Source organism: Silvanigrella paludirubra (assembly GCF_009208775.1).
GTDB lineage: Bacteria > Bdellovibrionota_B > Oligoflexia > Silvanigrellales > Silvanigrellaceae > Silvanigrella > Silvanigrella paludirubra.
The window spans coordinates 373,111-396,942 of record NZ_WFLM01000001.1 but is presented as its reverse complement, the minus strand read 5'-3'; the positions used below and the strand labels follow the sequence as shown (position 1 = coordinate 396,942).

At 31.1% G+C, this 23,832-nt stretch carries 20 protein-coding genes; 12 read left to right on the top strand and 8 right to left on the bottom strand.

Annotated features, from left to right (window positions below; genetic code table 11):
- Positions 1-28 precede the first annotated feature (28 nt).
- Positions 29-1,069 carry a trypsin-like serine protease gene (locus GCL60_RS01920; protein WP_153418172.1) on the top strand — a complete coding sequence of 347 codons (1,041 nt, stop codon included), beginning with the start codon at positions 29-31 and terminating at the stop codon, positions 1,067-1,069.
- Positions 1,070-1,075: 6 nt separating this feature from the next.
- On the opposite strand, the gene pstB is transcribed toward GCL60_RS01920, so the two are convergent.
- The 4 genes from pstB to pstS are packed head-to-tail and all read right to left on the bottom strand — an operon-like array spanning position 1,076 to position 4,871.
- Complete coding sequence (gene pstB, locus GCL60_RS01915; RefSeq protein ID WP_153418171.1) at positions 1,076-1,936, bottom strand: phosphate ABC transporter ATP-binding protein PstB; 861 nt, start codon at positions 1,934-1,936, stop codon at positions 1,076-1,078.
- The gene (gene pstA / locus GCL60_RS01910) at positions 1,933-2,781 is read right to left on the bottom strand and encodes a phosphate ABC transporter permease PstA (protein ID WP_153418170.1); all 849 of its coding nucleotides are present in this window, start codon (positions 2,779-2,781) and stop codon (positions 1,933-1,935) included. The genes pstB and pstA overlap by 4 nt, the downstream gene beginning before the upstream one ends.
- Positions 2,778-3,707: a phosphate ABC transporter permease subunit PstC gene (gene pstC / locus GCL60_RS01905; RefSeq protein WP_153418169.1), complete on the bottom strand. Its 930-nt coding sequence runs from the start codon at positions 3,705-3,707 to the stop codon at positions 2,778-2,780. The genes pstA and pstC overlap by 4 nt, the downstream gene beginning before the upstream one ends.
- 57 nt (positions 3,708-3,764) lie before the next feature.
- Complete coding sequence (pstS, locus tag GCL60_RS01900) at positions 3,765-4,871, bottom strand: phosphate ABC transporter substrate-binding protein PstS (RefSeq protein WP_153418168.1); 1,107 nt, start codon at positions 4,869-4,871, stop codon at positions 3,765-3,767.
- Positions 4,872-5,174: 303 nt separating this feature from the next.
- Between pstS and GCL60_RS01895 the strand changes: the two genes are divergently transcribed.
- Entirely contained in the window at positions 5,175-5,834 is a 660-nt protein-coding gene (locus GCL60_RS01895) for a Dph6-related ATP pyrophosphatase (protein ID WP_153418167.1), read from the top strand.
- A gap of 10 nt (positions 5,835-5,844) precedes the next feature.
- On the opposite strand, the gene GCL60_RS01890 is transcribed toward GCL60_RS01895, so the two are convergent.
- Positions 5,845-6,837: an ABC transporter substrate-binding protein gene (locus GCL60_RS01890; RefSeq protein ID WP_153418166.1), complete on the bottom strand. Its 993-nt coding sequence runs from the start codon at positions 6,835-6,837 to the stop codon at positions 5,845-5,847.
- 216 nt (positions 6,838-7,053) lie between these two features.
- On the opposite strand from GCL60_RS01890, the gene GCL60_RS01885 reads away from it, so the two are divergent.
- The 6 genes from GCL60_RS01885 to GCL60_RS01860 all read left to right on the top strand — a co-directional run bounded on the left by GCL60_RS01885 (position 7,054) and on the right by GCL60_RS01860 (position 13,453).
- Positions 7,054-7,851: a substrate-binding periplasmic protein gene (locus GCL60_RS01885; RefSeq protein WP_153418165.1), complete on the top strand. Its 798-nt coding sequence runs from the start codon at positions 7,054-7,056 to the stop codon at positions 7,849-7,851.
- A 144-nt stretch (positions 7,852-7,995) separates the two neighbouring features.
- Positions 7,996-8,772 (top strand): amino acid ABC transporter ATP-binding protein, encoded by a 777-nt coding sequence (locus tag GCL60_RS01880; protein ID WP_272914804.1) that lies wholly within the window; start codon positions 7,996-7,998, stop codon positions 8,770-8,772.
- A 21-nt stretch (positions 8,773-8,793) separates the two neighbouring features.
- Entirely contained in the window at positions 8,794-10,341 is a 1,548-nt protein-coding gene (locus GCL60_RS01875) for an ABC transporter substrate-binding protein/permease (protein ID WP_153418163.1), read from the top strand.
- A complete protein-coding gene (locus GCL60_RS01870) occupies positions 10,338-11,837 on the top strand; it encodes a M17 family metallopeptidase (RefSeq protein ID WP_153418162.1) in 1,500 nt (499 codons plus the stop codon). The genes GCL60_RS01875 and GCL60_RS01870 overlap by 4 nt, the downstream gene beginning before the upstream one ends.
- 270 nt (positions 11,838-12,107) lie before the next feature.
- On the top strand, positions 12,108-12,962 hold the full coding sequence (locus GCL60_RS01865) for a DUF2079 domain-containing protein (protein ID WP_153418161.1): 855 nt from the start codon (positions 12,108-12,110) through the stop codon (positions 12,960-12,962).
- A complete protein-coding gene (locus GCL60_RS01860) occupies positions 12,932-13,453 on the top strand; it encodes a hypothetical protein (protein WP_237639041.1) in 522 nt (173 codons plus the stop codon). Before GCL60_RS01865 ends, GCL60_RS01860 begins: the two co-directional genes overlap by 31 nt.
- Positions 13,454-13,458: 5 nt before the next feature.
- Here GCL60_RS01860 and GCL60_RS01855 read toward each other — a convergent pair whose 3' ends face one another.
- On the bottom strand, positions 13,459-14,586 hold the full coding sequence (locus tag GCL60_RS01855) for a glycoside hydrolase family 26 protein (protein ID WP_153418159.1): 1,128 nt from the start codon (positions 14,584-14,586) through the stop codon (positions 13,459-13,461).
- 464 nt (positions 14,587-15,050) lie between these two features.
- Here GCL60_RS01855 and GCL60_RS01850 point away from each other — a divergent pair, with 464 nt between their 5' ends.
- Positions 15,051-15,935: a follicular epithelium yolk protein subunit gene (locus GCL60_RS01850; RefSeq protein ID WP_153418158.1), complete on the top strand. Its 885-nt coding sequence runs from the start codon at positions 15,051-15,053 to the stop codon at positions 15,933-15,935.
- Here GCL60_RS01850 and GCL60_RS01845 read toward each other — a convergent pair.
- Positions 15,929-16,225, bottom strand: a complete 297-nt coding sequence (locus GCL60_RS01845; RefSeq protein WP_153418157.1) for a hypothetical protein — start codon at positions 16,223-16,225, stop codon at positions 15,929-15,931. The two genes, GCL60_RS01850 and GCL60_RS01845, sit on opposite strands and share 7 nt — an antisense overlap.
- A gap of 225 nt (positions 16,226-16,450) precedes the next feature.
- Here GCL60_RS01845 and gltX point away from each other — a divergent pair, with 225 nt between their 5' ends.
- The 3 genes from gltX to GCL60_RS01830 all read left to right on the top strand — a co-directional run bounded on the left by gltX (position 16,451) and on the right by GCL60_RS01830 (position 22,170).
- Positions 16,451-17,902, top strand: coding sequence for a glutamate--tRNA ligase (gltX, locus tag GCL60_RS01840; protein ID WP_153418156.1), 1,452 nt, complete (start codon positions 16,451-16,453; stop codon positions 17,900-17,902).
- A gap of 7 nt (positions 17,903-17,909) precedes the next feature.
- A complete protein-coding gene (locus GCL60_RS01835; protein WP_153418155.1) occupies positions 17,910-20,669 on the top strand; it encodes a M16 family metallopeptidase in 2,760 nt (919 codons plus the stop codon).
- Positions 20,670-20,739: 70 nt separating this feature from the next.
- Positions 20,740-22,170 (top strand): sensor histidine kinase, encoded by a 1,431-nt coding sequence (locus GCL60_RS01830; protein WP_153418154.1) that lies wholly within the window; start codon positions 20,740-20,742, stop codon positions 22,168-22,170.
- A gap of 2 nt (positions 22,171-22,172) precedes the next feature.
- Here GCL60_RS01830 and GCL60_RS01825 read toward each other — a convergent pair whose 3' ends face one another.
- Positions 22,173-23,792: a beta-ketoacyl synthase N-terminal-like domain-containing protein gene (locus GCL60_RS01825; protein ID WP_153418153.1), complete on the bottom strand. Its 1,620-nt coding sequence runs from the start codon at positions 23,790-23,792 to the stop codon at positions 22,173-22,175.
- Positions 23,793-23,832 lie beyond the last annotated feature (40 nt).

Below are 23,832 nucleotides of genomic sequence, written 5' to 3'. Positions count from 1 at the left end.
TAATAAAAATAATTTACATGAGGAAAACATGAAATATTTCAGTAATTTATTATTATTTTTTATTATAATTTCAAATACAATACACTCTTGCAATAAAAAAGAGAATGAGTCTATTAAATCAAATAAATACTGCGAAAATATAGACTCTTTATCCTATTCTAATAGCAACAAAATTGTAAATGGATGTGAGTTTAATGAAAATATATTAAATATTTTTCCAGAATCAAAAAGCGTTGTTTCTATTGTTTCTGGTTCAGGATTATGCTCTGGTACATTTATAGCAGAAAATATTATTTTAACAGCAGCACATTGTTTTGACATAAACAAATTATCTGAAAATAAAAAAACAATAGACAATGAAATTAAAAATATAACTATATATTCAGACTTATCTCATGAAATTTACCCTTTGAATAAAAATGAGTTAAATACTTCATCTATTTCATCTATAACCATACATCCTTTTTTCCAAAAATATTGTTCAAATAAAAACAATATTTCAAATGGATTTCATAAATGCAATTTTGCTGATTTAGCCTTATTAAAAACAACAAAAAAAGCCAGTGAAATAGGAGCAAAAGTATCTAAATTAACAACTAATGATTCTAAAGACGAAACCATTATTATTGTTGGATATGGAAAAAATAATGACATAGAAATACCTACTAAAAGAATAAAAAAATGGGCTTTTTCTAGAATTTATGAGTTTAATTTTATTCAATTTAGCTTAAGTAACATAACAGTTGACAATAATTCATATATTTCTTTAGGAGAATTTTATAAAACGATTATGTCACCGTTCATAACGCCCTCCTATTTAGATGATCCTAGAAAAGCATTTCTTTTTATTGAAGATGATAATTATGGAATTTGCCAAGGCGATTCGGGAGGACCTCTTTTTGTAAAAAAAGGAAATGAATTTTTAGCCGTTGGAGTAGTTCATGCAAATATTGGAAAAGCCCCTCAAATATGTGAATATAAAAAGAGCATAAATATTAATATTGGAGCTTATAGAGAATGGTTAATAAATGAAACTAAGTTATTAGGAGAAAATATTACTTTTTATTAATCTATTTTAACCAAATTTACCATGAACATAGTCAAGCGACTGTTTATCTTTAGGATTTGAGAAAAATGTTTTTGTATCTGATGCTTCTACAATTTCTCCGTTTGTCATAAACACAGTATCATCACTAGCGCGCATCGCTTGTTGCATATTGTGTGTTACCATAACAATTGTAAAATCTTTTTTAAGTTCCATTAAAAGATGTTCAATTTTTTGTGTAGAAATAGGATCGAGAGCAGAACAAGGTTCATCTAATAATAAAATATCAGGCTTTACAGCAATAGTTCTTGCAATACATAAACGTTGTTGCTGTCCACCAGAAAGTCCTAACCCTGAAGCATTTAAGTGATCCTTCACTTCGTCCCATAAAGCAGCAGCCCTTAAAGCCCATTCTACTCTATGTTGTAGATCTTTTTTACTTAGTTTTTCATGCATCTTAACAGCAAATGCAATATTTTCATAAATTGACATTGGAAATGGGGTCGGCTTTTGAAAAACCATTCCAATTTTTGTACGCAATTCATTTAAATCTACATTAGATTCAAGAATATTTTTTCCATGTACAAGGATGCTACCATAAGCTTTTTGCTCTGGATATAAACTATAAATTCGATTTATTGTTCTTAATAATGTTGATTTTCCAGATCCTGATGGACCAATTAGAGCCGTAATTTTATTTTTGCGAAAAGAGATATTGATATTTTTTAGACGATGTTTGTTACCATAATAAAAGTTAAGATCTTGAATAGAAATTTGTGAACTATCTCTTAATACAACCAAATTATCTAACCCCCCTTCTGTTTCGGGAATTCCTGATGAAGATTGACCTGAAAAAGCAGGATTTTTAGTAGAATTTAGAAAAAAGTTCATGAGCGTTTTCCCCCAGACTTAGCAAAATAGCGAGTTAAAATATTTAAAAATAAAACTACGACTGTAATAAGGAGCGCCCCACCCCAAGCAAGATCTTGCCAATTATGATATGGGCTCATGGCAAATTGATAAATAGTAACTGGTAGGTTCGCAATTGGTTGTGAAAGACTTGTACTCCAAAACTGATTGTTTAATGAAGTAAAAAGTAACGGAGCCGTCTCCCCCGAAATGCGAGCTATAGCTAATAATATTCCTGTTAGAATACCTTGTTTTGAAGCTCTCCAAGCAATGTAAACAATCACTCGCCACTTTGGTAAACCAAGAGCAATGGCTGCTTCTCTTAGCTCATTTGGCACTAAATTAAGCATGTCTTCGGCACTACGTGTAATGATAGGACAAGCAATCATAGCGAGAGAAATAGCGCCCGCAAATGCAGAGTAATTACCCATGGGATGAACAACAACCGTATACACAAATAGACCAACAATAATAGATGGTGCACTTAGCCAAACATCATTCACAAAACGAATCACAGAAGCAATTTTTTTGCCTCGTGCATATTCTGATAAAAAAGTTGCAGCAAAAATACCAACCGGAGTAGCAACTAAAACAGCAGCAACTGTTATAATAAAACTTCCCACAATTGCATTTCTTAATCCTCCTCCAATGGAATCGGGAGCAGGAGTATCCATAAAAAAGAAATTTAGACTTAATGCAGGAAAACCGTGAATAATTAAAGCATAAAAAATAGAACTTAATATTGTAATTCCAAATAAAACAGAACCAATACAAAGGGAAGTAAATATTTTATTATTAAGTTTACGAGTAACTTGATTTCTTTTCATGAATGCGCTCCTGCTTTCTTTCTATTGATACGTAACATAAGCAAACGAGCAAACGCTAATATTAAAAAAGAAAGTACAAAAAGAATCATTCCAAGCTCAAGCAATGAAGCTGGATATAAATGTCCGGTGGCTTCATTAAATTCATTCGCAATAGATGCTGAAATTGTTGTTCCAGGCATAAATAAAGATGAAGTTAATTCTTTTGAGTTACCAATAACAAAGGTAACAGCCATTGTTTCGCCCAGAGCTCTTCCAAGGCCTAACATAAGACTTCCAATCATTCCTTTACGAACATAAGGAACAATCACTTTGCGAACAACTTCAAAACGGGTTGCCCCAATTCCATAAGCGGCTTCTTTTAAAACTGCGGGAACAGAACGGAACATATCAATTAATGTTGAAGAAATATAGGGAATAATCATAATGGCAAGTATTAGTCCCGCTGTAAAAATACCAATACCTAATGGAGGCCCACCAAATAAGGTATTTAAAAAAGGGATATCTTCTACAGCTTCAGATACAACAGGTTGGATATGGTTAGATAAAAATGGCGCAAGAACTAATAAACCCCACATTCCATAAATAATACTTGGAATTCCTGCCATGAGATCAATTAATGTACGAACTATTTTGGAAATTTTTCCTTGAGAAATTTCAGAAATAAATACAGCAATGCCAAGGCTTAAAGGAACACCTATAATCATTGCTATAAGAGAAGTCATTAAGGTACCACAAATTGCACTCAATGCTCCAAAGTGCCCCTGAACAGGATCCCAAACATCACTAATTAAAAAATGAAATCCGAAGGCATGAATTGCGGGCGCACTTGCCACACACAAAGAAAATAGAACACACATGAGAAGCAAAAATGCAAACCATGCAAAAATCCGAGTTAAGTTTGAAAATAAAAAATCTCCCAAAACCATTCTCCAAATAAAAAGCTCAACATCAATTAAATAAGTGAATTCAAAACTCTGTTTTTATTATTTCCACAATGGTGATTTGTCTTTGTCTGATTTAATATCAGACGCCCATTTTTTTTGTATTAATTTATAAGTGTTTTCAGGAATAGGTATGTAATCTAAAGATTTTGCCGAGCCAGAGCCTTTTGTAAAAGCATAATGGAAAAACTTTAAAACTTCAGAACCTATTTTAGGATTCAATTGATTTTTATGGATAAGAATAAAAGTAGATGCTGTGATTGGCCAAGATTGAGCCCCTTTTTGATTTGCTAAAAGAACAAACATTCCAGGCGCTTTTTCCCAATCTGCATGTAAAGCGGCAGCTTGAAATGATTGTTGAAAAGCTTCGCTTACCTTCTTTTCATCTTTGAAATCTTTCGCATCAATTTGGGGAACGATATTGCCATCTGCGTTTTGGAGGCGAGCCCATGCTAATTTATTCTGCATAGCATATGCATATTCAACGTATCCAATAGAACCAGGTGCACGTTTCACCATAGTTGTAATACCTTCGTTTCCTTTTCCGCCAACCCCTGTAATTCCAGATGGCCAAGAAACGGCTGTACCTGTTCCCGCTTTCCAAATACCTGTAGTTGCTTTTTCAAGAAAATACGTAAAATTATATGTAGTTCCCGAAGCATCAGAGCGATAAACAACAATAATATTTTTATTTGGTAAAGTAACATGAGGATTTAGTTCAGCAATACGCTTATCATTCCAATTTTTAATTTGTCCGCTGTAAATTTCAGCAATTGTTTTTGCATTTAAAATAAGCTGACCTTGGCTAATACCCTGGATATTTGTAATTATAACAATACCGCCAATGATAGCTGGAAATTGGAATAATCCTTTTGAATCGAGATCGGAAAGTTTTAAAGGCATATCAGAAGCGCCAAAGTCTACAATTTTGCCTTCTATTTGTTTAATTCCAGCGCCTGAACCTGTAGACTGGTAATTAATTTTTGTACCATTTTCAGCATTATAGGAAGCAGACCATTTATAAAGTACCGGTGCAATAAAACTTGAACCCGCTCCAGTGACTAATTCGTTAGCGCTAGCAAATGAGCCGCTAGCAAAAGCAATCGAAATTGCCCAAAGTTGAGTAAAAGACTTTATTCGAAACTTCATAAATCTAACCCTCTAATATAACTCAAGAAAGAAAAGAGTCAATATTTTTGCCCTCAATTCTCAAACTTAGGGAGGGTTATTCTATTTTTATAGGAATTTATATTCCTATGTTGTTAAAAGAATTTGGCTATTAAGTGGCATTTGGCAAATTTCGAAATATTTTTGACACAAATTTGTCACATAAATTTTAATAGCTAGTATTCCTCTAGGTTTATTGTAAAAAAATAAATTTTTGAATATAGTTTGTCTGCTCTTCTGGCCTTATGGCCTATCTTTTTTTATTAAAATAAAGGAAAACTCGTCTTGGAACAAAATAACCTTTTTTGTGCTTGGAGTGGCGGTCATGATAGCTGCTTAAGTCTTTACCATGCACTAAAGACAAATCAAGTTAAATGCTTAATTGCACCTTTAATTGATACAGGAATGACACATAAGACAAATCACTTATCCCCTTCTCTTTTACGTGCACAAGCTGACCTTTTAAAAATTCCACTCCTTATATTTAATACTTCAATGGACGATTTTAATGAAAATTATAAACAAACAATAAATAGCCTAAAAAAATATAAAATATATTGCGGAGTATTTCCTTTTATTACAAATGAAGAACAAAAAGAACTTATGGAAAATATTTGCTCATCACAAAATATAGGGACTTTAACTCCTTTATGGCGTCGCGATAAGGAAGGAATTTTATCAGAATTTCTTGAATTAGGTTTTAAAGCTAAAATAATTTCAGTAAATGAAAAATATTTAACTAGAGACTTTTTATCACGTGATTTAGATAAAGAAATCATTGAAGAATTCAGAGCAAAAAAAGTAGATCTTTTTGGAGAAAATGGTGAATTTCAAACAATAATTTATCAAGCACCTTATTTTTCAGATCAATTGCATTTAAAAGATGGAGATATTAATCTTAAAAATGGGCATTGGATTTTGGATATAAATTTAGTTCATTCCTAAAAATGATTTTTTAGGGAATAAAAGAATTATTAATATAATTTTTTGTATTTGGAACCTTATCTATCAACTCTACTTTTTGCATCCAATTTGCATAATTTTCAAATTTTTTCTCATTTAAATTTCCCCATTTTTTAGAATCTGCTTTATATAATGGAGCTAAAAATTTAGCTGAAGCAGATACTAATTTTGTATCTAATTCTGGGACTTGTTTTATAAATAGTTTTGCGGCTTCTTCAGGATGATGGATTGCAAATTCATAACCCAAAGAAGTAGCTTTCATAAATTTTTTGATTAATTCAGGATTATTTTTTATCCTATTTTCGCTTGTTATGATTAAAGGAGATGGTTTATTTAATTCAGAAAAATGTTCTGAGGGACAATAAGTATCCACAAGAACATGATTTAATTCCGCTGCAAGAATATTCCAACCTTTATACTCCCAAGTAAAATCTACATTTTTTAAAGTTGCTGGTAAAAAATCTTGCGTGCCTGTTGTCATAATCTTAATTTTAGAAAAATCAGCTCCATTTTTCTGCATAATAAACTTTAATGTAGCATTTTCTTCAGGGCTTCCCCATCCTCCGTATCTCTTTCCTTCTAAATCTTTTACATTTTTTATGAGTGAGGACTTTCTCCACACAAAACAAGAGGTATCATTTTGAATTATGCCTGCTATCGCAACAATTGGCACATTTGCATTTCTAGCATAAAGTAAATTGTTCGCATAACTTATTCCAAAATCTGCTTTACCTGTTCCTACAAGAGCAGTCCCAGTAGTTTGAGAAGGATTTAAAATTTTAATTTGAATGCCTTCATCATTATAATAACCTTTTGATTTTGCAACGTAGAATCCTAAATGATTTGTATTCGGCTTCCAATCAAGTAATAATGTTACTGTTTTTAATTCATCGTGATAATCATGTTGTTTTATAACTGCATATGCATTTAATATAAATAAATAATTGAAAAAAAAGACCAATACAATTTTAAATATTTGTTTCATTTTCGATACCTTTCCAAATAAGACTTCATCTCTTTACTATTATAAAATTTTGTATTCAAGATATTTTTTAATGATTTTAATAAATCAAAATATTTATTAATCTTGATAATAATTAATTTGAAAGACAAAATTTTGACTTTTGCATCAAAAAACAATTTTTATAACTTTAAATATATAATATTGATTATTAATATTGAAATAAAGGATATTTTTTTAATGATCGTAATTTATATAAAAAATAATTTAATTTATAAATTTATAAAATTTTTTATATTATTATTATTTCAATTTATTTTTATTTTTAAAGTATTTGCTATTAAAAACACTTATGAAATTGAATTAGATAATAACCCCCCCTACTCAATTTTAGACTCTTCCTCAAAGCAAAAAGGAATTTTTTATGAAATAATAAATGCTGCATTTAAAGCAGCAAATATAAAATTTAAATTTTCTTTAAAAGAAAATTTAATTCATAGAACAAAAGAAGAAATAAATTCACAATTTGTTATTTATTATTTATTTAGAACTCCTGAAAGAGAATATAAATATCACTGGATACATCCATTAATAGAAGAGCAGACTTGTGTTTTTAATATGAGAACATCTAAAGAAATTACAAGTATAAATAATTTAAAAAATCTTCGGATAATAGGAACCCTTGCAGGCGGATCAGGAGAAAGTATATTAAGATCGTTTGGACTAGAGAATAAGATGTATTTTTGCCCAAGCGAAGAAATTTGCATTAATAGACTAAAATCACATGAAATTGAGGCCTGGATTGCACCCAAAGTAAAGGCTTTGTATTTTATAAATAAATACCATATTCAAAATGAATTAAATCATTTTTTCCAGATTTATGAAAGCCAAATTTGGCTTGCAAGCACTCTGAATTTGAGCACCAAAGACGAAGAAGAATTAAGGATAGCAATTCAAAAATTTATAAAAACAACACAATATTCTGCGATTATGAAAAAATACGATATGAGCTCATATCAGAACAACATTACTCATTAGACAACGAAACAACTCTTTTGGCCTTTAAAAATTTTAAAATCTTTTGTTTCCAAATCCTTTTAATTTATGTTACCTGCAATTCCTCGGTACTAGAGATTCATATTCTCTCGGCTTTCTCCTTCTGGAAATAAATTAGGAGTTTTTATGATGATTAGCGCAACAGGTGCTTATATTTCTATAAAGAATTTATCAAAAAGACATGGAAATCTTGAGGTACTTCGTAATATAAATCTTGAAGTGACTCCAGGAGAACTTACTGTTTTAATTGGACCATCAGGTTGTGGTAAATCCACTTTATTGCGCTGCCTCAATGGATTAGAAACTCTAGATTCAGGTACTATTGTAATTAATGGTGTCGTTCTTGAAAAAAATAAAAACTCTTCTCATTCTCAATCTGATTTTGATAAAAAAGCCCGTGCCATCCGTGAAAATGTTGGAATGGTTTTTCAAAATTTTAACTTATTTCCGCATCTAACTTTGCTTGAAAATATTACCAAAGCTCCTATCGTTGTAAAAAAAATGACTCAAAAAGAAGCCAAAGAAAAAGCAAAGGATCTCCTCGCTAAGGTTGGTCTTTCCACTCATGCCGATCACTACCCTTGCCAGCTTTCAGGAGGGCAACAGCAGCGAGCTGCTATCGCTCGTGCATTAGCCATGTCACCAAAGGCTATTTTATATGATGAGCCTACATCCGCACTCGATCCTGGCCTTGTTCACGAAGTACTACAGGTGATGAGAACGTTAGATAATGAAGGAATGACCCAAATCGTTGTCACTCATGAAATGAGATTTGCACGCGATGTTGCAGACCATATTGTCCATATGCAAGATGGAAAAATAGTTGAAATTGGGACTCCAGAACAAATTTTTACCTCACCAAGTGATGATAGAACTCGTCATTTTTTAAGAAATTTCAACTAAAAGAATGGAGAAAACTCAATAATGTTTAACTTCCGTTACCTCATTGTTTCTTTATTTTGTTTATTTATTCCTATTCTTTCTTACAGTAACGAAGATAAAAAAATATTAAAATGGGGAAGCGATGCAAATAGCGGCGCTCCTTATGTTTTTCGCGATGCAAAAGACCCAAATAAGGTAATAGGTCTCGATGCTGATATTATAAATGCCATTGCAAATCATTTAGGGATGAAAGCCGAATTTGTCCAAAATCAATGGGAAGGGCTGATTCCTGGCCTTCTTGCAGGAAATTATGACCTTGTAATTGATGGCCTTGAAATTATTGATGAAAGAAAACAAACGATCAGTTTTTCTGATCCTTATTACATAACTAGTGAACAAATTGTAGTAAATAAACAAAATTACGATATCAATAAATTAACTGATTTAAGAGGAAAACGAGTCGCAACTTTACCCGCTTCATTAGCTTATAAAATATTGGAAGATGTCGGTGAGGTTAAGATTGCCAAATATGATGTTGAGGTTAATGCTTATGCAGACCTCGCCATTGGTGACAGACTCGATGCCGTTTTACTTGATCTACCTATTGCTCAATATTATGCAAAACATAATCCTAAACTCAAATTTGTTGGTCCACCAGTTGGAAGAATGGAATATGGAATTGCTTTTCGCCAGAAAGATAAAGAATTACGTTTAAAAATAAATAAAGCCATAGACGAGCTTATTAAAAATGGAGAAATGCAAAATATCCTTGAAAAATGGGGTCTATGGAATAAAACCACTGCAGAAGAATGGGGTGTTTCCCCTGAATATAAAACCCAACCCGTTGCCTATCAAGATTATTTAAAACAAATTGGAATTGAGCACACTTGGGTTGATAAAGTAAAACAATATGCCAGTTTTTTACCCTTATTAGGTAAAGGAGCTATTGTTACCTTACAAATTTCAATATTAGCTATGATTCTAGCTGTAACTTTAGGTTTATTTATTGCAATTGTCCGTTTACATGCACCCCCATTTTTCTCTAAAATGGCTCTTATGTACGTCGAAATAATTCGCGGAACTCCATTATTAATTCAACTTTATATTATCTTTTATGGATTGCCTCATTTAGGGCTAAAATTAAGTCCTTTTTTTGCCGCAGTTATTGGATTAGGTTTAAATTATGCTGCAAGCGAAGCCGAAAATTATAGAGCCGGTATGACCTCCATTCCGCCAAGTCAACTAGATGCCGCTTACGCATTAGGGATGTCACGTTTTGAATCATTACGTCATATTATTATTCCGCAAGCTGTCCGTGTTGTAATTCCCCCAGTAACAAATGATTTTATTGCTCTTATAAAAGATTCATCTCTCGTTTCCGTTATTACATTAATTGAATTAACTACAATTTATAGCCAACTTGCCAGTACTTATTTTGATTATCTTGGCATTGGTTTACTTGCAGCAGCTGTATACTTTTTGATAGGATTGCCATTTGCACGATTATCAAGAATGGCTGAAAGACATTTTTCTGTAACAAACAGAAAAAAATTCAATAAAAACTTTGAATCACAAGGCGATTTTAAATGAAAACAAAAATTAATATCGAATTGCTTCCTTGTTTACCTAATCATAAAGAATCCTATTTTTCTTTAATTGCCGAAAATGCATTTGATCCCTCAAACATTACAAAATTTGCAAGCGATTTAAAAGAAGAAGGTTTTCTTGGAACTTCTAAAGAAAAAAAAATTTTTACCAGTAATAATAAAATCATCATTGCTTACGGAACTGATTCTACTAATGATAATTTAAATTTAAGTGGATTTCGAAAAGCAATTGGAAAAGTGATTTCCGAAGCCAAAGATCAAAATTTATCCTCTATTAACGTTGAAATTTATCCAACTCAAAACTCTGATATTGAATATATTTCATTTGTATTTGCGGAAACAGTTACTTTAGCATTATATTCTTTTGAACATATTTATTCTAACCAAATTTTTCCTCAGAAAAGACCTATTTGTGTGGAAGAGATAAAATTATTTATTCAAAACACAAATCAAAACTTAGAAAGTTTATCTAAAAATATTAGCAATGGAATTGATAGAGGACAAAGTTTAAACTTTGCTCGTTACCTAAGTGATTTACCATCGAATCAATTAAGACCTAAAGATCTCTCATTACTTACAAAAGAAAAGTTCACACAATTAAAACATACAAATTCAACAATTTTAGATAAAATTGAATTAGAAAAACAAGGATTTGGTGGAATTATTGCCGTAGGTAAAGGAAGCATTTACGAACCTCACTTAGCCATATTTGAATACAATCCTCCCTCTGCAAAAGATACAATTGTTCTAATTGGAAAAGGTGTTACCTTTGATACAGGCGGTTATTCCATAAAATCAAAAAAGCACCATAATGAAATGAAATATGACATGTGTGGTGCTGCTAATGTTTTTTCTGCTGCTTATATTGCTGCAAAAGAAGAATTTCCCATTCGAATCGTTTGTATGCTTGCCTGTGTAGAAAACACAATTGGAGATTATGCACAAAGACCTAGCGACGTATATAAAGCGTGGAATGGAAAATTGGTTGATGTCTATAATACAGATGCAGAAGGACGATTAATATTAGCCGATGTTATCGCTTTCGCAGCTTCTTTTTCACCTAAAATAATTATAGACATTGCAACACTGACTGGTGGAGCAAGTCAAATTGCCAGTAATATGGCTGGCATTTTATGTGTAAATAACGACTCTTTAATTTCAGATGTAAAAAAAGCGGGCGCTCTTGCAGGTGAAAAATTTATAAATTTAGAAATTTTGCCTGAAGCAACAGAAAATATTAAAGGAACAGTCTCTGATTACACAAATATGAATAATAAATGGAATGACGGTGCTGCAACAATGCACGCTGCTGCATTTTTAAAAGAATTTGTTCCTCAGAATGTAGATTGGATCCATATGGATATTGCAAGCATGTCCTATAATGGAAGAAATAATGGTTATCTTTCTTCTGAAGGTGCTAATTCTTTTGGCTCAAGAACAATAGTAAATTTGCTAAAAAAATATTCTGAATTAAATTAGAAAAATATTAGGATTATTAATAAAAATATTAAATAACTCAAGCAACATTTTATTTCCATTAACTTGGATTTTAAGTATTGTTCTTATTATTTTTTTTATATTCGGAATTTTTACAAGTGATATTCAAAAAGCATTATCTATTTTAATATTAATTTTTTTTTAACTAAAATAAATATTTCTAATCAAAGAATATTAAATATACATGAGAAAATAAATGACAAATTCTTTCTTTTTATAAATTGGATTTTTCAAAATCCTTGGAAAGTTGGAATGATAATATTTTTATTGCTTACTTTCTCGTATGGATTAAAAGGTTTTTATCTTACCGAAAGTGGTTATGATGTAGGTTTTTTCCTTCAAGCTCTTTCAAATCCTTACTATAATGGAATATTTCAATTTAAAACAATTTCTGGTATAAATTCTTTCTTTTTAAATCATTTTGAGCCTTTTCTTTTTCTATTATATCCAATTAAGTTTCTCCCCTACCCAAGTTTTTTTCTTTACTGTCTTATTTTCTTTTTTATTGCTTTAACTTTTATTTTTGGAATTAAATTTATAAACAAAGAAACTAATTTCCCTATTGAAATAAAATTTTCTTTGTTATTAACATGTGCCACCTCTCCATTTTGGATAGGTGTTATATCCTATGAATTTCATGAGTTTTCATTTATTCCATTTTTATACTTAATGTTATTTATTTTTTGGTATAAAAAATCTTACTACAAATTTTTATTTTTTGCCTTACTGTCGCTTTGTTTTAAAGAAACCATCTCAATTACTTTTATATGGTCAGGTCTTTTGCTCATTTTATTTTCAATTAAAAAAGATAAAAAATTTGGATTTACTTTATTTATTTTAGGGGTTATTTTTTATTATATTTATTTTAAAATAATCCTAGTAAATTTAAAAGAAAGCTCAGACACAAATTTTATAGGCTATTATGCTAAACTTGGTAATTCCATGTTTGAAGTGGCATTATCTCCCATTTTAAAACCTCATGTTTTTATTCAATCTGTAATGCAATTTAAAAATTTAAGCTATTTATTTTGTTATTACTACCTATTTTGTTATATATTAAAAAAGGATGGAAATCATTGCTGTTTGCTATTCCAACCATTTTTATAGTGATTTTAGCTGAATATAGAAATCAATATGGAGCTGAAGTTCTCATTCCTCTTTGTTTATGCGCTTTTTATAGTTTAAATAATAGTTTTAACAATAATCAATTAAATGATTTAAAATCATATTACAATAGATTAATTATAGGTTCATCTATATGTCTATTTATCTATTTTATTAATATAAATCCAATAAGAGAAATTAAACATTTTTTAAGAGAACCTCAAAATATTATTTTTACATATAAACTTCAATCTATCCCTTTAAATGAAAAAGTTATTACGAATACAGATAATACGTATCCATTTATTGCAAACAGACCCGATTTAATATTAGTTGAAAATTTGTCTAAGTATTCTGAAGAAGAAATTAAAAAAATAAAATATTTTGCATATAAAATAGATGAAAATCAAACTCAAAAAATTTTTTTACCAGATAATGCGAAACTTATATCTCAATTTAAAAACTTTTATCTTTATAAAATTGAATCAAATTAATCTTTTTATGAAAAGACCTTAGTTGCATTTTGTCTAGCATTTAAAAATCCAATATTTTCTTTATAATATATTTCATTTAAGCTTTTAATTGTTTTAAACTCGTTATCTGAATGATTTAAAGCATCATTATTAACTGTAGCTCTTGCTGAATGAAGATAAATACCGGAGTCAATGTCTTTTTGTTTACTAAAATTAAAATAAACAGCCATTCTTAAATTATATCTTTTTAAATTTTCCTTGTTAGATAACCATTTAAATGTGTCTTCAAGCCAAAGTGATTTTTTACTTGCATTAAAAGTATTTTTTATTTTAGCAGATGTTCCAAATTCGCAGATTCCCAAGGGCTTATTAGATAAAGCATTCATTCTTGACATGGGCTCATCAAATATTTCAAAAAAGGATTTCCAAGAACCGTGCCCTCCCCAATTATAACCATCTAGACCTAACCATTCCGTATAATCATCACCAGGATAATAATTTTCAAATGGTTGTGTATTTAAATCTACACAATTCGGTGAAAAAATAAATAAGACTTGTTCTTTATTTAATCCATAATTACGTAAATAATTATAAACATAATGCCACATTTTTATAAATTCTTCTGGGTTTGAATACACTCTATAGTGAATATTCATTTCATGTGCAAAACGAATAAATATTTTTGGACTTCCATAAATAGGACTTGCTTTCGCAATGTTTAAATATTCTTTAATAGACTGACAACAACGAGCTAAATAATTATCAAATAAACCTGTATAAATTCTTTTACACATATCTTCAGGTGTTTTTTCAATTGCTCCTGTTGAAGGATACCAACTTAACAAAGGAATTCTTCCTGAATTCCAGAGATTTAAAGGTATTGTATAAAAAAGAGGTATGACCATATCGTATGGAGTTGATCTATAGTCAAACATGGAAAAAAAATGAAAGATATCATGTTTATGTCCAACATAATCTTCAAATTTGTTCAACTCATTAAGATATTTAATTTTATAACTTATTTCATTACAAATGCCTGTTAATAAATTTATATTTTGATCATCTAATGAATTTGCATTCAAATTCATAAACTTTAAAGCAGGATAAGAAGCCCCAAAAAGTAGCATGGATTTTAATATTTTTCTTCTATTCATTATAAATTCCAATTTAATATTTATGAATACAATTAAAGTAAAATAATAAAAATAAATTATTATTTTGTAACAAAAATATGAAATGACATAATTTATTTATTTTATCAATCAATCATATAAATTAATTTTATTTTAATAATAAAGTTAGTTATTTATTGGTTTAAAGTTACAAAGATGTTTTTTAAGCTTTTTAAAAAAGCAATTATCTAAAATTTAAATAATTATGATTTGAATTTTATTTTTATAGATATATTCATTTCATAAAAATTATTATTTATTTTAAAATAATCAATTTACTATTGTATATCCTATAATTTTTTAATATTAATTTAATCATTTCTTAATTATCTTTATTTTACAATAACAAATCTAAAAGTCTCTTTCGGTTGCTATTTTTTATTTTTTTATTAAATAAAAAAATATCAATATAATTAAATACATAATTACTAATTAGGAGTTCAAATATGACAATTTTAATTTCAGCAATTGCCGGTTTAAATTTAGCATCTTCTAATGTTTCAACTCAAGGTAGTGAGTTTCATGTAATTACGGAGCAAGAAAGAAAGACTTTTCAAATAAATGATATTCAATTAAAAAATGCTGTTTCAAGGGCATTTGGACAAGCTCCAACGGATGCTTTTGTAAAAAGCTCTGATTCGTGGCCAAACAAAAATTGGGCTGATTTATATTCAAGATATAACTGGCCTCAAGTAACAACAGTACTTCAAGTAGAAAATGCAAAAATAATAGATATTTCTTCTAAACCTGTCATCATTGCATCTCGATTTTTTCAAAATAAATCAACAAAACCTGCTACATTTACAGCAAATATTACTGAAAACGTAGCAAATACAATAGAAAGTAATTGGAATTCTTCGCAATCAATTACAACAGGCTTGTCTTTCACAGAAAAAGTTGAAATTGGCATTGAAGGCATAGGTAAAGGAGGATTTGAATCAACACAATCTTTCAGTATGTCAGATACTTGGGGTAAAGGCGGTTCCTCTAGCCAAACGACAACAGTGGGCTCATCATCAGGACTTTCAATTCCTTTAAATCCCGGAGAAGCTGTTACTGCTCAGCTCATAGCTACCCGCGGATCTATGAAAGTAAGAGTTCAATATAAAGTTTACTTAACTGGAGCAACTGCAATTAACTATGAAAGAACCTATCAAGGACACCACTTTTGGGCTCTTCCAATCCAAAATGTAATGGGTTCTGCAGGAATTCCAAATTATCAAATTGTAACACAAGATATTGAAGTGGGTTATTATTCAGACGCATCTGTTATTGTACAAGATAGCTATGGAGTAACAAAAGCATTTGTTCCTGCTGTTGTTACTCAATAATTTCTTAAATAAGCTGGTATTTCTATATCCATTTCAAAATGAAATTTTAATTTAAATTTACATTCATAATTATGTTCACCTTTAACAAGGATATCAAACTCATCATTTGATATTTCTTTTATAGAGTGAACATAATCATTTAATTGACAATGCACTTCAACATATAATTGAGCAGCACTCGCTACATCTCTTGAAAAGACAGTGACATCTTCAATCCAAAGATCTTTTTTTAATAAATCTTGTTTAAATACTTGAAAGTAAAAACCTCTATCCATACTGCCCTTATTCATAATCTTTGATCTTCGACCCCTTACGAACGCTGAAAGGTAAATTTCATTTTTTAAATGTGAAGTTTATCCTTAAGCAAAAGAATTTGTCTTCTTTCAGAGGAGTATACGGGCCACCTCTTATTTTGCAACTAAGACAATGATTTCTATCGTTGCCAAAGGAATACAACCTGAGGTAAAGCCTAATGTCATGGGATAATGATCCCCAATTACTCTAGGAGCCTTTCCATGTTGCAAACAAATAAAGAAGTAAGAGTTCGAATTGCCCCAAGCCCAACAGGCGATCCCCATATTGGAACTGCTTATATCGCCTTATTCAATTATGTATTTACTAAAAAAAATAATGGAAAATTTATTATCCGCATTGAAGATACCGATCAAAAAAGATACCGCTCCGATAGTGAAGCGATGATCCTTGATGCCCTAAAATGGGTGGGTATTCAATGGGACGAAGGCCCTGATATTGGTGGTCCCTATGCTCCTTATAAACAAAGTGAAAGAAAAGAAATATATAGAGAATATGCAGAATCTCTCATTCATAAAGGGCATGCTTACCGTTGTTTTTGTACAACACAAAGATTAGATATTTTAAGAAAATCACAACAAGCACAAAAATTACCGCCTGGTTATGATCGCTTATGTCGTGACCTACCTCAACAAGATGTCGAACAAAAACTTGCTGAAGGCATCCCTCATGTCATTCGCATGAAAATGCCGACAATTGGCAAAACATCTTTTAGAGATACATTACGCGGCAATATTGAATTTGATAATGATGGTGTTGACGATCAAGTTCTTCTAAAAACAGATGGATTTCCAACGTATCATCTTGCCGTTGTTGTAGATGATAATTTAATGAAAATCACTCATGTTATTCGTGGAGAAGAATGGATTTCTTCTACTCCAAAACACATTATGCTTTATGAAATGTTTGGCTGGGATAAACCAGAGTTTTGTCACCTTCCTTTGTTACGTAATGCAGATAAATCAAAAATATCAAAACGGAAAAATCCTACTTCAATAAATTATTATAGACGTAAAGGAATTTTACCTGAAACCCTTAGAAACTTTTTAGCGCTAATGGGATGGAACTTTGGGGATAATGTTGAAAAATTTACCACACAAGAAATGATTGAAGGATTTACTTGGGAAAGAATGACTCTTGGTGGTCCTGTATTTGATCTTAAAAAATTATCTTGGTTAAACGGACAATATTTAAAACTAGAAAGTAACGAAAAATGGCTTTCTAATTTAAAAAATGTTGTTTTTAATGATGAATATTTATTAAAAATAATTCCACTTATTAAAGAGCGCGTTGAAAAATTTGAAGATTTTATAGATAATACGGCTTTCTTTTTTCAAGGAGATTTAAATTACACAAATGCTCCTCTTGTTCCAAAAGGAAGAACTGCTACAGAAATCGCAGGTTATTTAAATGACCTTGTCCTTAAACTTGATATTTGTGAGAATTGGAATCACAATGAAATACATCAAATTTTTAATCAGTATTTAACTGAAAAGGAATTAAAGCCTAAAGATGTATTTATGCCTATGAGAGTTGCTGTAACAGGAAGTAAAGAAACACCACCACTTTTTGAATGCATCGAAGTTTTAGGAAAAGATATTGTACAAAGAAGAGTACGACTTGCAATTGATTTTTTAAAAACAATGAAAGAGTAAATTGAGAATGCACAACCTTAAAAGTCAAATTATCCATCGTTACCTTCCTAATGGAATGGAGGTTTATCTTCATCCATCGGATTTTGCTCCTATTGTTTCCATTCAAGTTTTAGTGAAAGCAGGCTCTATCGACGAAGATGATAAAGAAGTTCAAGAGGGCGGTATTGCTCACGTTTTGGAACATATGCTTTTTAAAGGTACAAAAAAATATCCGAATACAGGACAAATAGCTTCTACAGTTGAATTTGAAGGCGGTGATATCAACGCCTATACCACATTTGATCACACAAATTATCATCTAACAGCACCTTCTTCTTTTGCCTTAAAAGGAGCGGAATTATTGTTGGATGTCGTTCAAAATAGTTTATTGGACAAAGAAGAGCTTGAAAGAGAGCTCGAAGTTATTATTGAAGAAATTAAGCGTAGTCGTGACAATCCTAATGCCGTCGTATCACATAATTTGTTTTCCCTCTTTTATGAGGGCACAAGAATGGCAAAACCTGTCATAGGTGATCAAGCTATCGTTGAAAATTTTAAAAGAGAAGAAGTTTATCATTTTTATAAAAAATGGTATATTCCTAATAATATTATTTTTATTGCCACTGGTGATTTTAATAACGAAGAAATGTGGGAACATCTTTTAAAACTTTCAGAAGATTTTTTACCCCAAACAGTACCTCAACGGGAAAGACCACCTCTTCCAATTAATGAATCCCAAAAACAACCAACAGCAAAAATTGAACGAGGCGCTTGGCAAGAAGCAAGAGTTCAAATTGCAACGACTGCTCCTACTTTAGAGAGCCACGACATGCCTGTTTGGGATGTTTTTGCTTCCATTCTTGGCGAAGCTGATTCTTCTCGCTTAACTCGTATTTTACGAGACGAACTTCAACTGATTACAAGCATTGATTGTTCTTGTTATACTCCAAAATACCCAACTGGCCTTTTAGGAATTGGATTTTTTGGAATGGCAAAAAATGCCATGCACGCTTTAAAAATTATTGTTCAAGAAATTCGCCGCCTGGCTGAAGTTCCTCCTACAAGAGAAGAATTAACTCGTGTGCTAAATACCTTAAAAGCCCAACGTATTTATTCGCGTGAAAGCATGGACGGTATTTCGCGTTGTGCGGGAATGAGTTTACAAACATCTCAAAAATTAGAATTTGAAAATTTGTATATGGAATCTGTCTCTAAAGTAACTACAGAACAAATCCGCTTAACTGCACAAAAAGTAATGAGTCAACTTGAAGCAGGTAACTTTCATATTTCCGTTGCTCTTGCAAAAGAATCTTTACCAGAAATAACAGAAAAAGATTTTATTGATTCTGTTTTTCATGCTGTAAAAATGACTCATCATAATGAAGAGCCTCTAGAAGCAAGTTTACAAAAAAGCAATAGCCCAAATTATTCTAAAGAAAGTTGGATTGCTCTATATGACAGAAAAACATCTGAACTAAATGCCGATGTAAAACAAATTAAAATTCAACTTCCTTTTGGTAAAACATTAAAAATTAATTATCGACTTTCAAAAAGACTTCCCGTAACAAGCGGTATGCTTTTATTAAAGGGTGGTCTCATGAATGAGCCAAAAAATAAAAATGGTGTTAGCGGTCTTATGGCTAGCATGTTAACAAGAGGAACTCAAAGACAAAATTATCGAAAATTTATTGAAGAACTTGAAGATAACGCTTCTAGTATTAGTGCATTTTCTTCTCGTGATCTCTTTGGAATGCGATTTGATTCCATTAGTGAAAATAGTTTAAGAACCGCTCAAATGCTTTTGGATTGTTTCTTTAGACCTGAGTTTTCACAATCTGAATGGCAAAGAACATATAAAGAAACAATTGAAGTTTTAATTGCTCAAAAAGATAGCCCTGCAGCGCGTCTTGCTAGAGTTTCACAGCCTTTATTATTTCCAAATCACCCTTATGCACTTTCGGGTATAGGTTCTGAAAAATCTTTAGAAAACGTAACAAAAGAAGATGCTCAAGAATTTTGGTCGCAACTTTTTCATGCAAAAGAATTTGTTTTTTCTGTTGCTGGTGATTTTGATTTACGTTCCTTTGTGAATTTAATTGAATCTGAATTTAAAACTTTCTTTGATTCTGAATATGAAAATAAATTACTTGAAAAACAATTTGAACCTCAATTTCCTGTTCAAAATGATCCTCTTGTTGGATTTGATGAACTTGAAAGGGAACAGGCACATATTACAGTTTCATTTCGATCCTACCCAATTTCAGATTCCAGAAGAACGGCGCTAGAACTTGGTGCGAATATTCTAGCAGGTCAAGGAGGTAGATTATTTCTTGATTTAAGAGATAAAAAATCCCTTGCCTATACTGTAAGTGCTTCACAATCTCCTAATGTTTTAGCAGGTGTTTTTACCGCCTATATTGCGACAGCTTCACACAAAGCAAAAGAGGCCATTGAAGGAATTAAGCTTCATATAGAACGTTTAGCCACAGAACCACCTACAGAAGATGAATTAAAGCGCGCACAAAGATCGGTCCTTGGATCTCAAAGCATAGAGTCTCAGCACCATAACTACCAAGCTTCTCAGTTAGCAATGAGTGATGTTTATGGTCTTGAATTTGATAATTTTCTTCGTTTTTCCGAACGTGTCAATGCAGTTACTCCTGAAATGATAAGTAACGTGCTAAAATCTTTATTAAGTGAAAATCCTCCTATTATTTCGATTGTAGGCCCTCGGGAAACTTGGACTCCAAAAAACGACGATCCTGTTTTAAAATGGGATATAAATTAAGGAGTCCCTTAGATTTATGAATTAAAAATAGAACTGTTTCCTACTTTTGCATTAAAGGAAAATTAAAAGTATGGATTTTAAGTTTTTCTTCGATCATTCTAAAGACGCTTTATTTTTAATTGATAGATCTGGCAAAATAAATTCTTCTAATCTCGTTTCACAAAAACATCATTTGACTGAAGGAAAAGATTTATTTTCACTTTTAGTTCCAAGTGAACGAGATAAAGTAACAGAAATAGTTCATAATTTAATAGATAAAAATTCAAATGAAACTGTGTTAATAGAATTATCTTGTTTCCCAGAAATGCTCTCAAGGTCTCGCTGGAAAATAACATTTATTCCTGAATTAAATCAAACTGCATTTTGTTGTGAAGAATTATCTCAATATTCACCCGAAGATTTTTTATTACATACAGGATTAATGAAAATTATTTTTGATAATGATCCTAACTTAATAGCTATTATAAATAGGGTAGGACAATACTTATTTGCTAATAAAGCAATATATGAATTTGCAAATATTCAGACTCCTCATAACATAGAAGTCCTTAATCGTATGTTAGAAGATAAAGAATTATGGCTTCCCGGTAGTGAAGAAACATCTGAAGCATCCGAACTAAAAATATCTGAGATTGAATTAACAACAGATCCCGCCGGAAATGCGACATGGTTTGAAAATATTAAAGTGCCCATAAAAATGACTTTTGGTGAAGAGGTTACATTAATTATTTCTAAAAATGTAACAAATTGGAAAATGTCTGAAAAAAGACTTGTTGATCACCAACAAGCACTTTTTCATTCCAATCGGTTATCTTATTTAGGTGAAATGGCAGGGCAAATTGCTCATGAAATTAATAACCCCTTGACTATTATTCTTGGCAACTCACAAATTATGAAAAAAAGCATAAAGGGTGAAGTGAGTGAAGAAAATGAAATGTTATTAAAATCAATTCAAAAAATTGAGTTTATGGTTGAAAGAATAACAAAATTAATTAAAATGATGAGAACTTTATCAAAACAAAATAATATACTTCCTCAATCTAAATCCAAAGTTTTTGATCTTGTTAGTTCCGTCATAAGTACTTTAAATGATAAATTTAATGCATATGAAATAGAAATTTCAACAAATACAAATAATTTAGAAAGAACAGAAATTCTTTGTTATCCAACAGAATTATCCCAGGTTATTTTAAATATTTTGTTAAATTCAATTGATGCAATTATTTTAAGTAAAAGAACAGAAGCTAGAAAAATATCTGTTAACTTAGAACAGAAAAAAAATGAAATATTAATTAAAATAACAAATAATGGAGATGAAATTTCAAAAGACATTGCGGATAGAGTTTTTGAACCCTTTTTTACAACAAAGCCTGTTGGACATGGAACAGGGCTCGGTTTAAGTATTTCAAAAAGAATTATTGAACAGCATCAAGGCAATATTAGTTTTGAAAGTAGTATAGAAAAGACAACCTTTATTATAACTCTTCCTATTAGTGACTAATATTACTTAACTCTTGCAATAACACAACTTGTTGTTCCACCTAACCCCATACTTAATTTACCACAAATTAATCCATCTTCCGGTGCAGGAATTTCAACAACCTTATCTAATAATAAATTTCGATTTAAAGATGAAATTTTAGGATTCACATTTGCTGGATTGATTCCAGAAGGTAACAATTGATAAGTGTTTTTATCTGTCTTTTTTGTTCCTAAAAGTTGAGCTGTTAGTTCCCAACCACCGCCAACAGACATGCCGTGACCAAATATTCCTTTACGCGCCGAAATATAGGCAGATTTTGGAGCAAATTCTTCTATTAAATTAAATTCATTCCAATCTCCAGGAGTTCCTGTAGCATGCATATCCCAGAGATTAATTTTAGAAGGACTGATATCTGCATTTTCAAATGCTCTACGGATAGCAAGCTTTGGACCTTCTTTTGAAGGTGTAATGATATGTTCAGCATCACTACTAACTCCCGCTCCTAAAATTTCAACGGAAAGAGGTTCAATCTCAAATTTTTTCATAGCGTCTTCAGCTGCAATAATCCAAGTACATGCCCCACCAGAAATATGAGTGCCTCTCAAATCGCAAAAGGGAACTCCGTGAGATTCTCCTAAAACAGCCAAACGTCCATTATAGAAAGCAGAAATTAATTCATTAGAAGGATTGGCATCGGTAGCACCAATAATGGCGAGATCCGTTCTTCCAGATTGAATTTCTAGTAAAGCATTGTCAATCATGGTTCCAAAAGAAGCACATGCTCCTGCAAAACCTGTCGAAGTCCCATGTAAATTTAATACCATAGATGCTTGGGCTGCTGAAACGTTAGGAACATTCCACAATAAATTTGGAGATGTACTTTCCCAAGGAGGCGTAGGGGCATGGTATTTATCTAAAAGTAATTTACGAGCTTTTGTTTTGGATCGAATTAAAGCCAATTTTGCGGCATCGATATCAACGCCAACAACAGGAAGAACTTCAATTTCTTTTAATTCTGTTAAATATTTCTGATATAAGTCAGATTGATCTATCCAATAAGCATTCCAAACTTTTAAAGACTCATATCTTTCAAAAGAATCTACCGGAAAGGTATTTGGATTGATAGGTGCTTTATTATCTATGGATTCGCCATTTAAATGGGCTTTGCATTTTTCATTCCGAACGGGATCTGCCCAGAATGAATTCCATTGAAAAAATCCAGCATCGGTTTCTCTTGCTGCTTTGCAAATTACAGGCAAATCGGCAAGACCATTTGCATATTGAATTGTAAGACGCGGATCTAGAAGTTTAATCGCTCTCTCTAAGCCAGGCCTTGAGTTAATGGCATCAATTAAACTCCCCATTGAATACTTTACAAGATCACCACTTTTTTCGTTTAATAGAGTGTACCTTTTGGGGCCATGACGCTCTTCAAGCCAATTTTTATATTTAGAAAAATCAAATTTAGGAATTCCAGCTAAAAATACACTTGAAAGAGATTTTTTCAAAGATAAGGAGGATTCTCCTTTTTCAACAACAGAAAGAAATTCATCCAAATTTGAAGCGCCAGGAGCGACTACTGATGCAGCATAAAGAAAAACTTTCCTACGCTTAGAAGGAGAACTTGAATTTATAGTCATGCGACACTTCCTCTTTGGTTTAATAACAACCAGAAGTAAA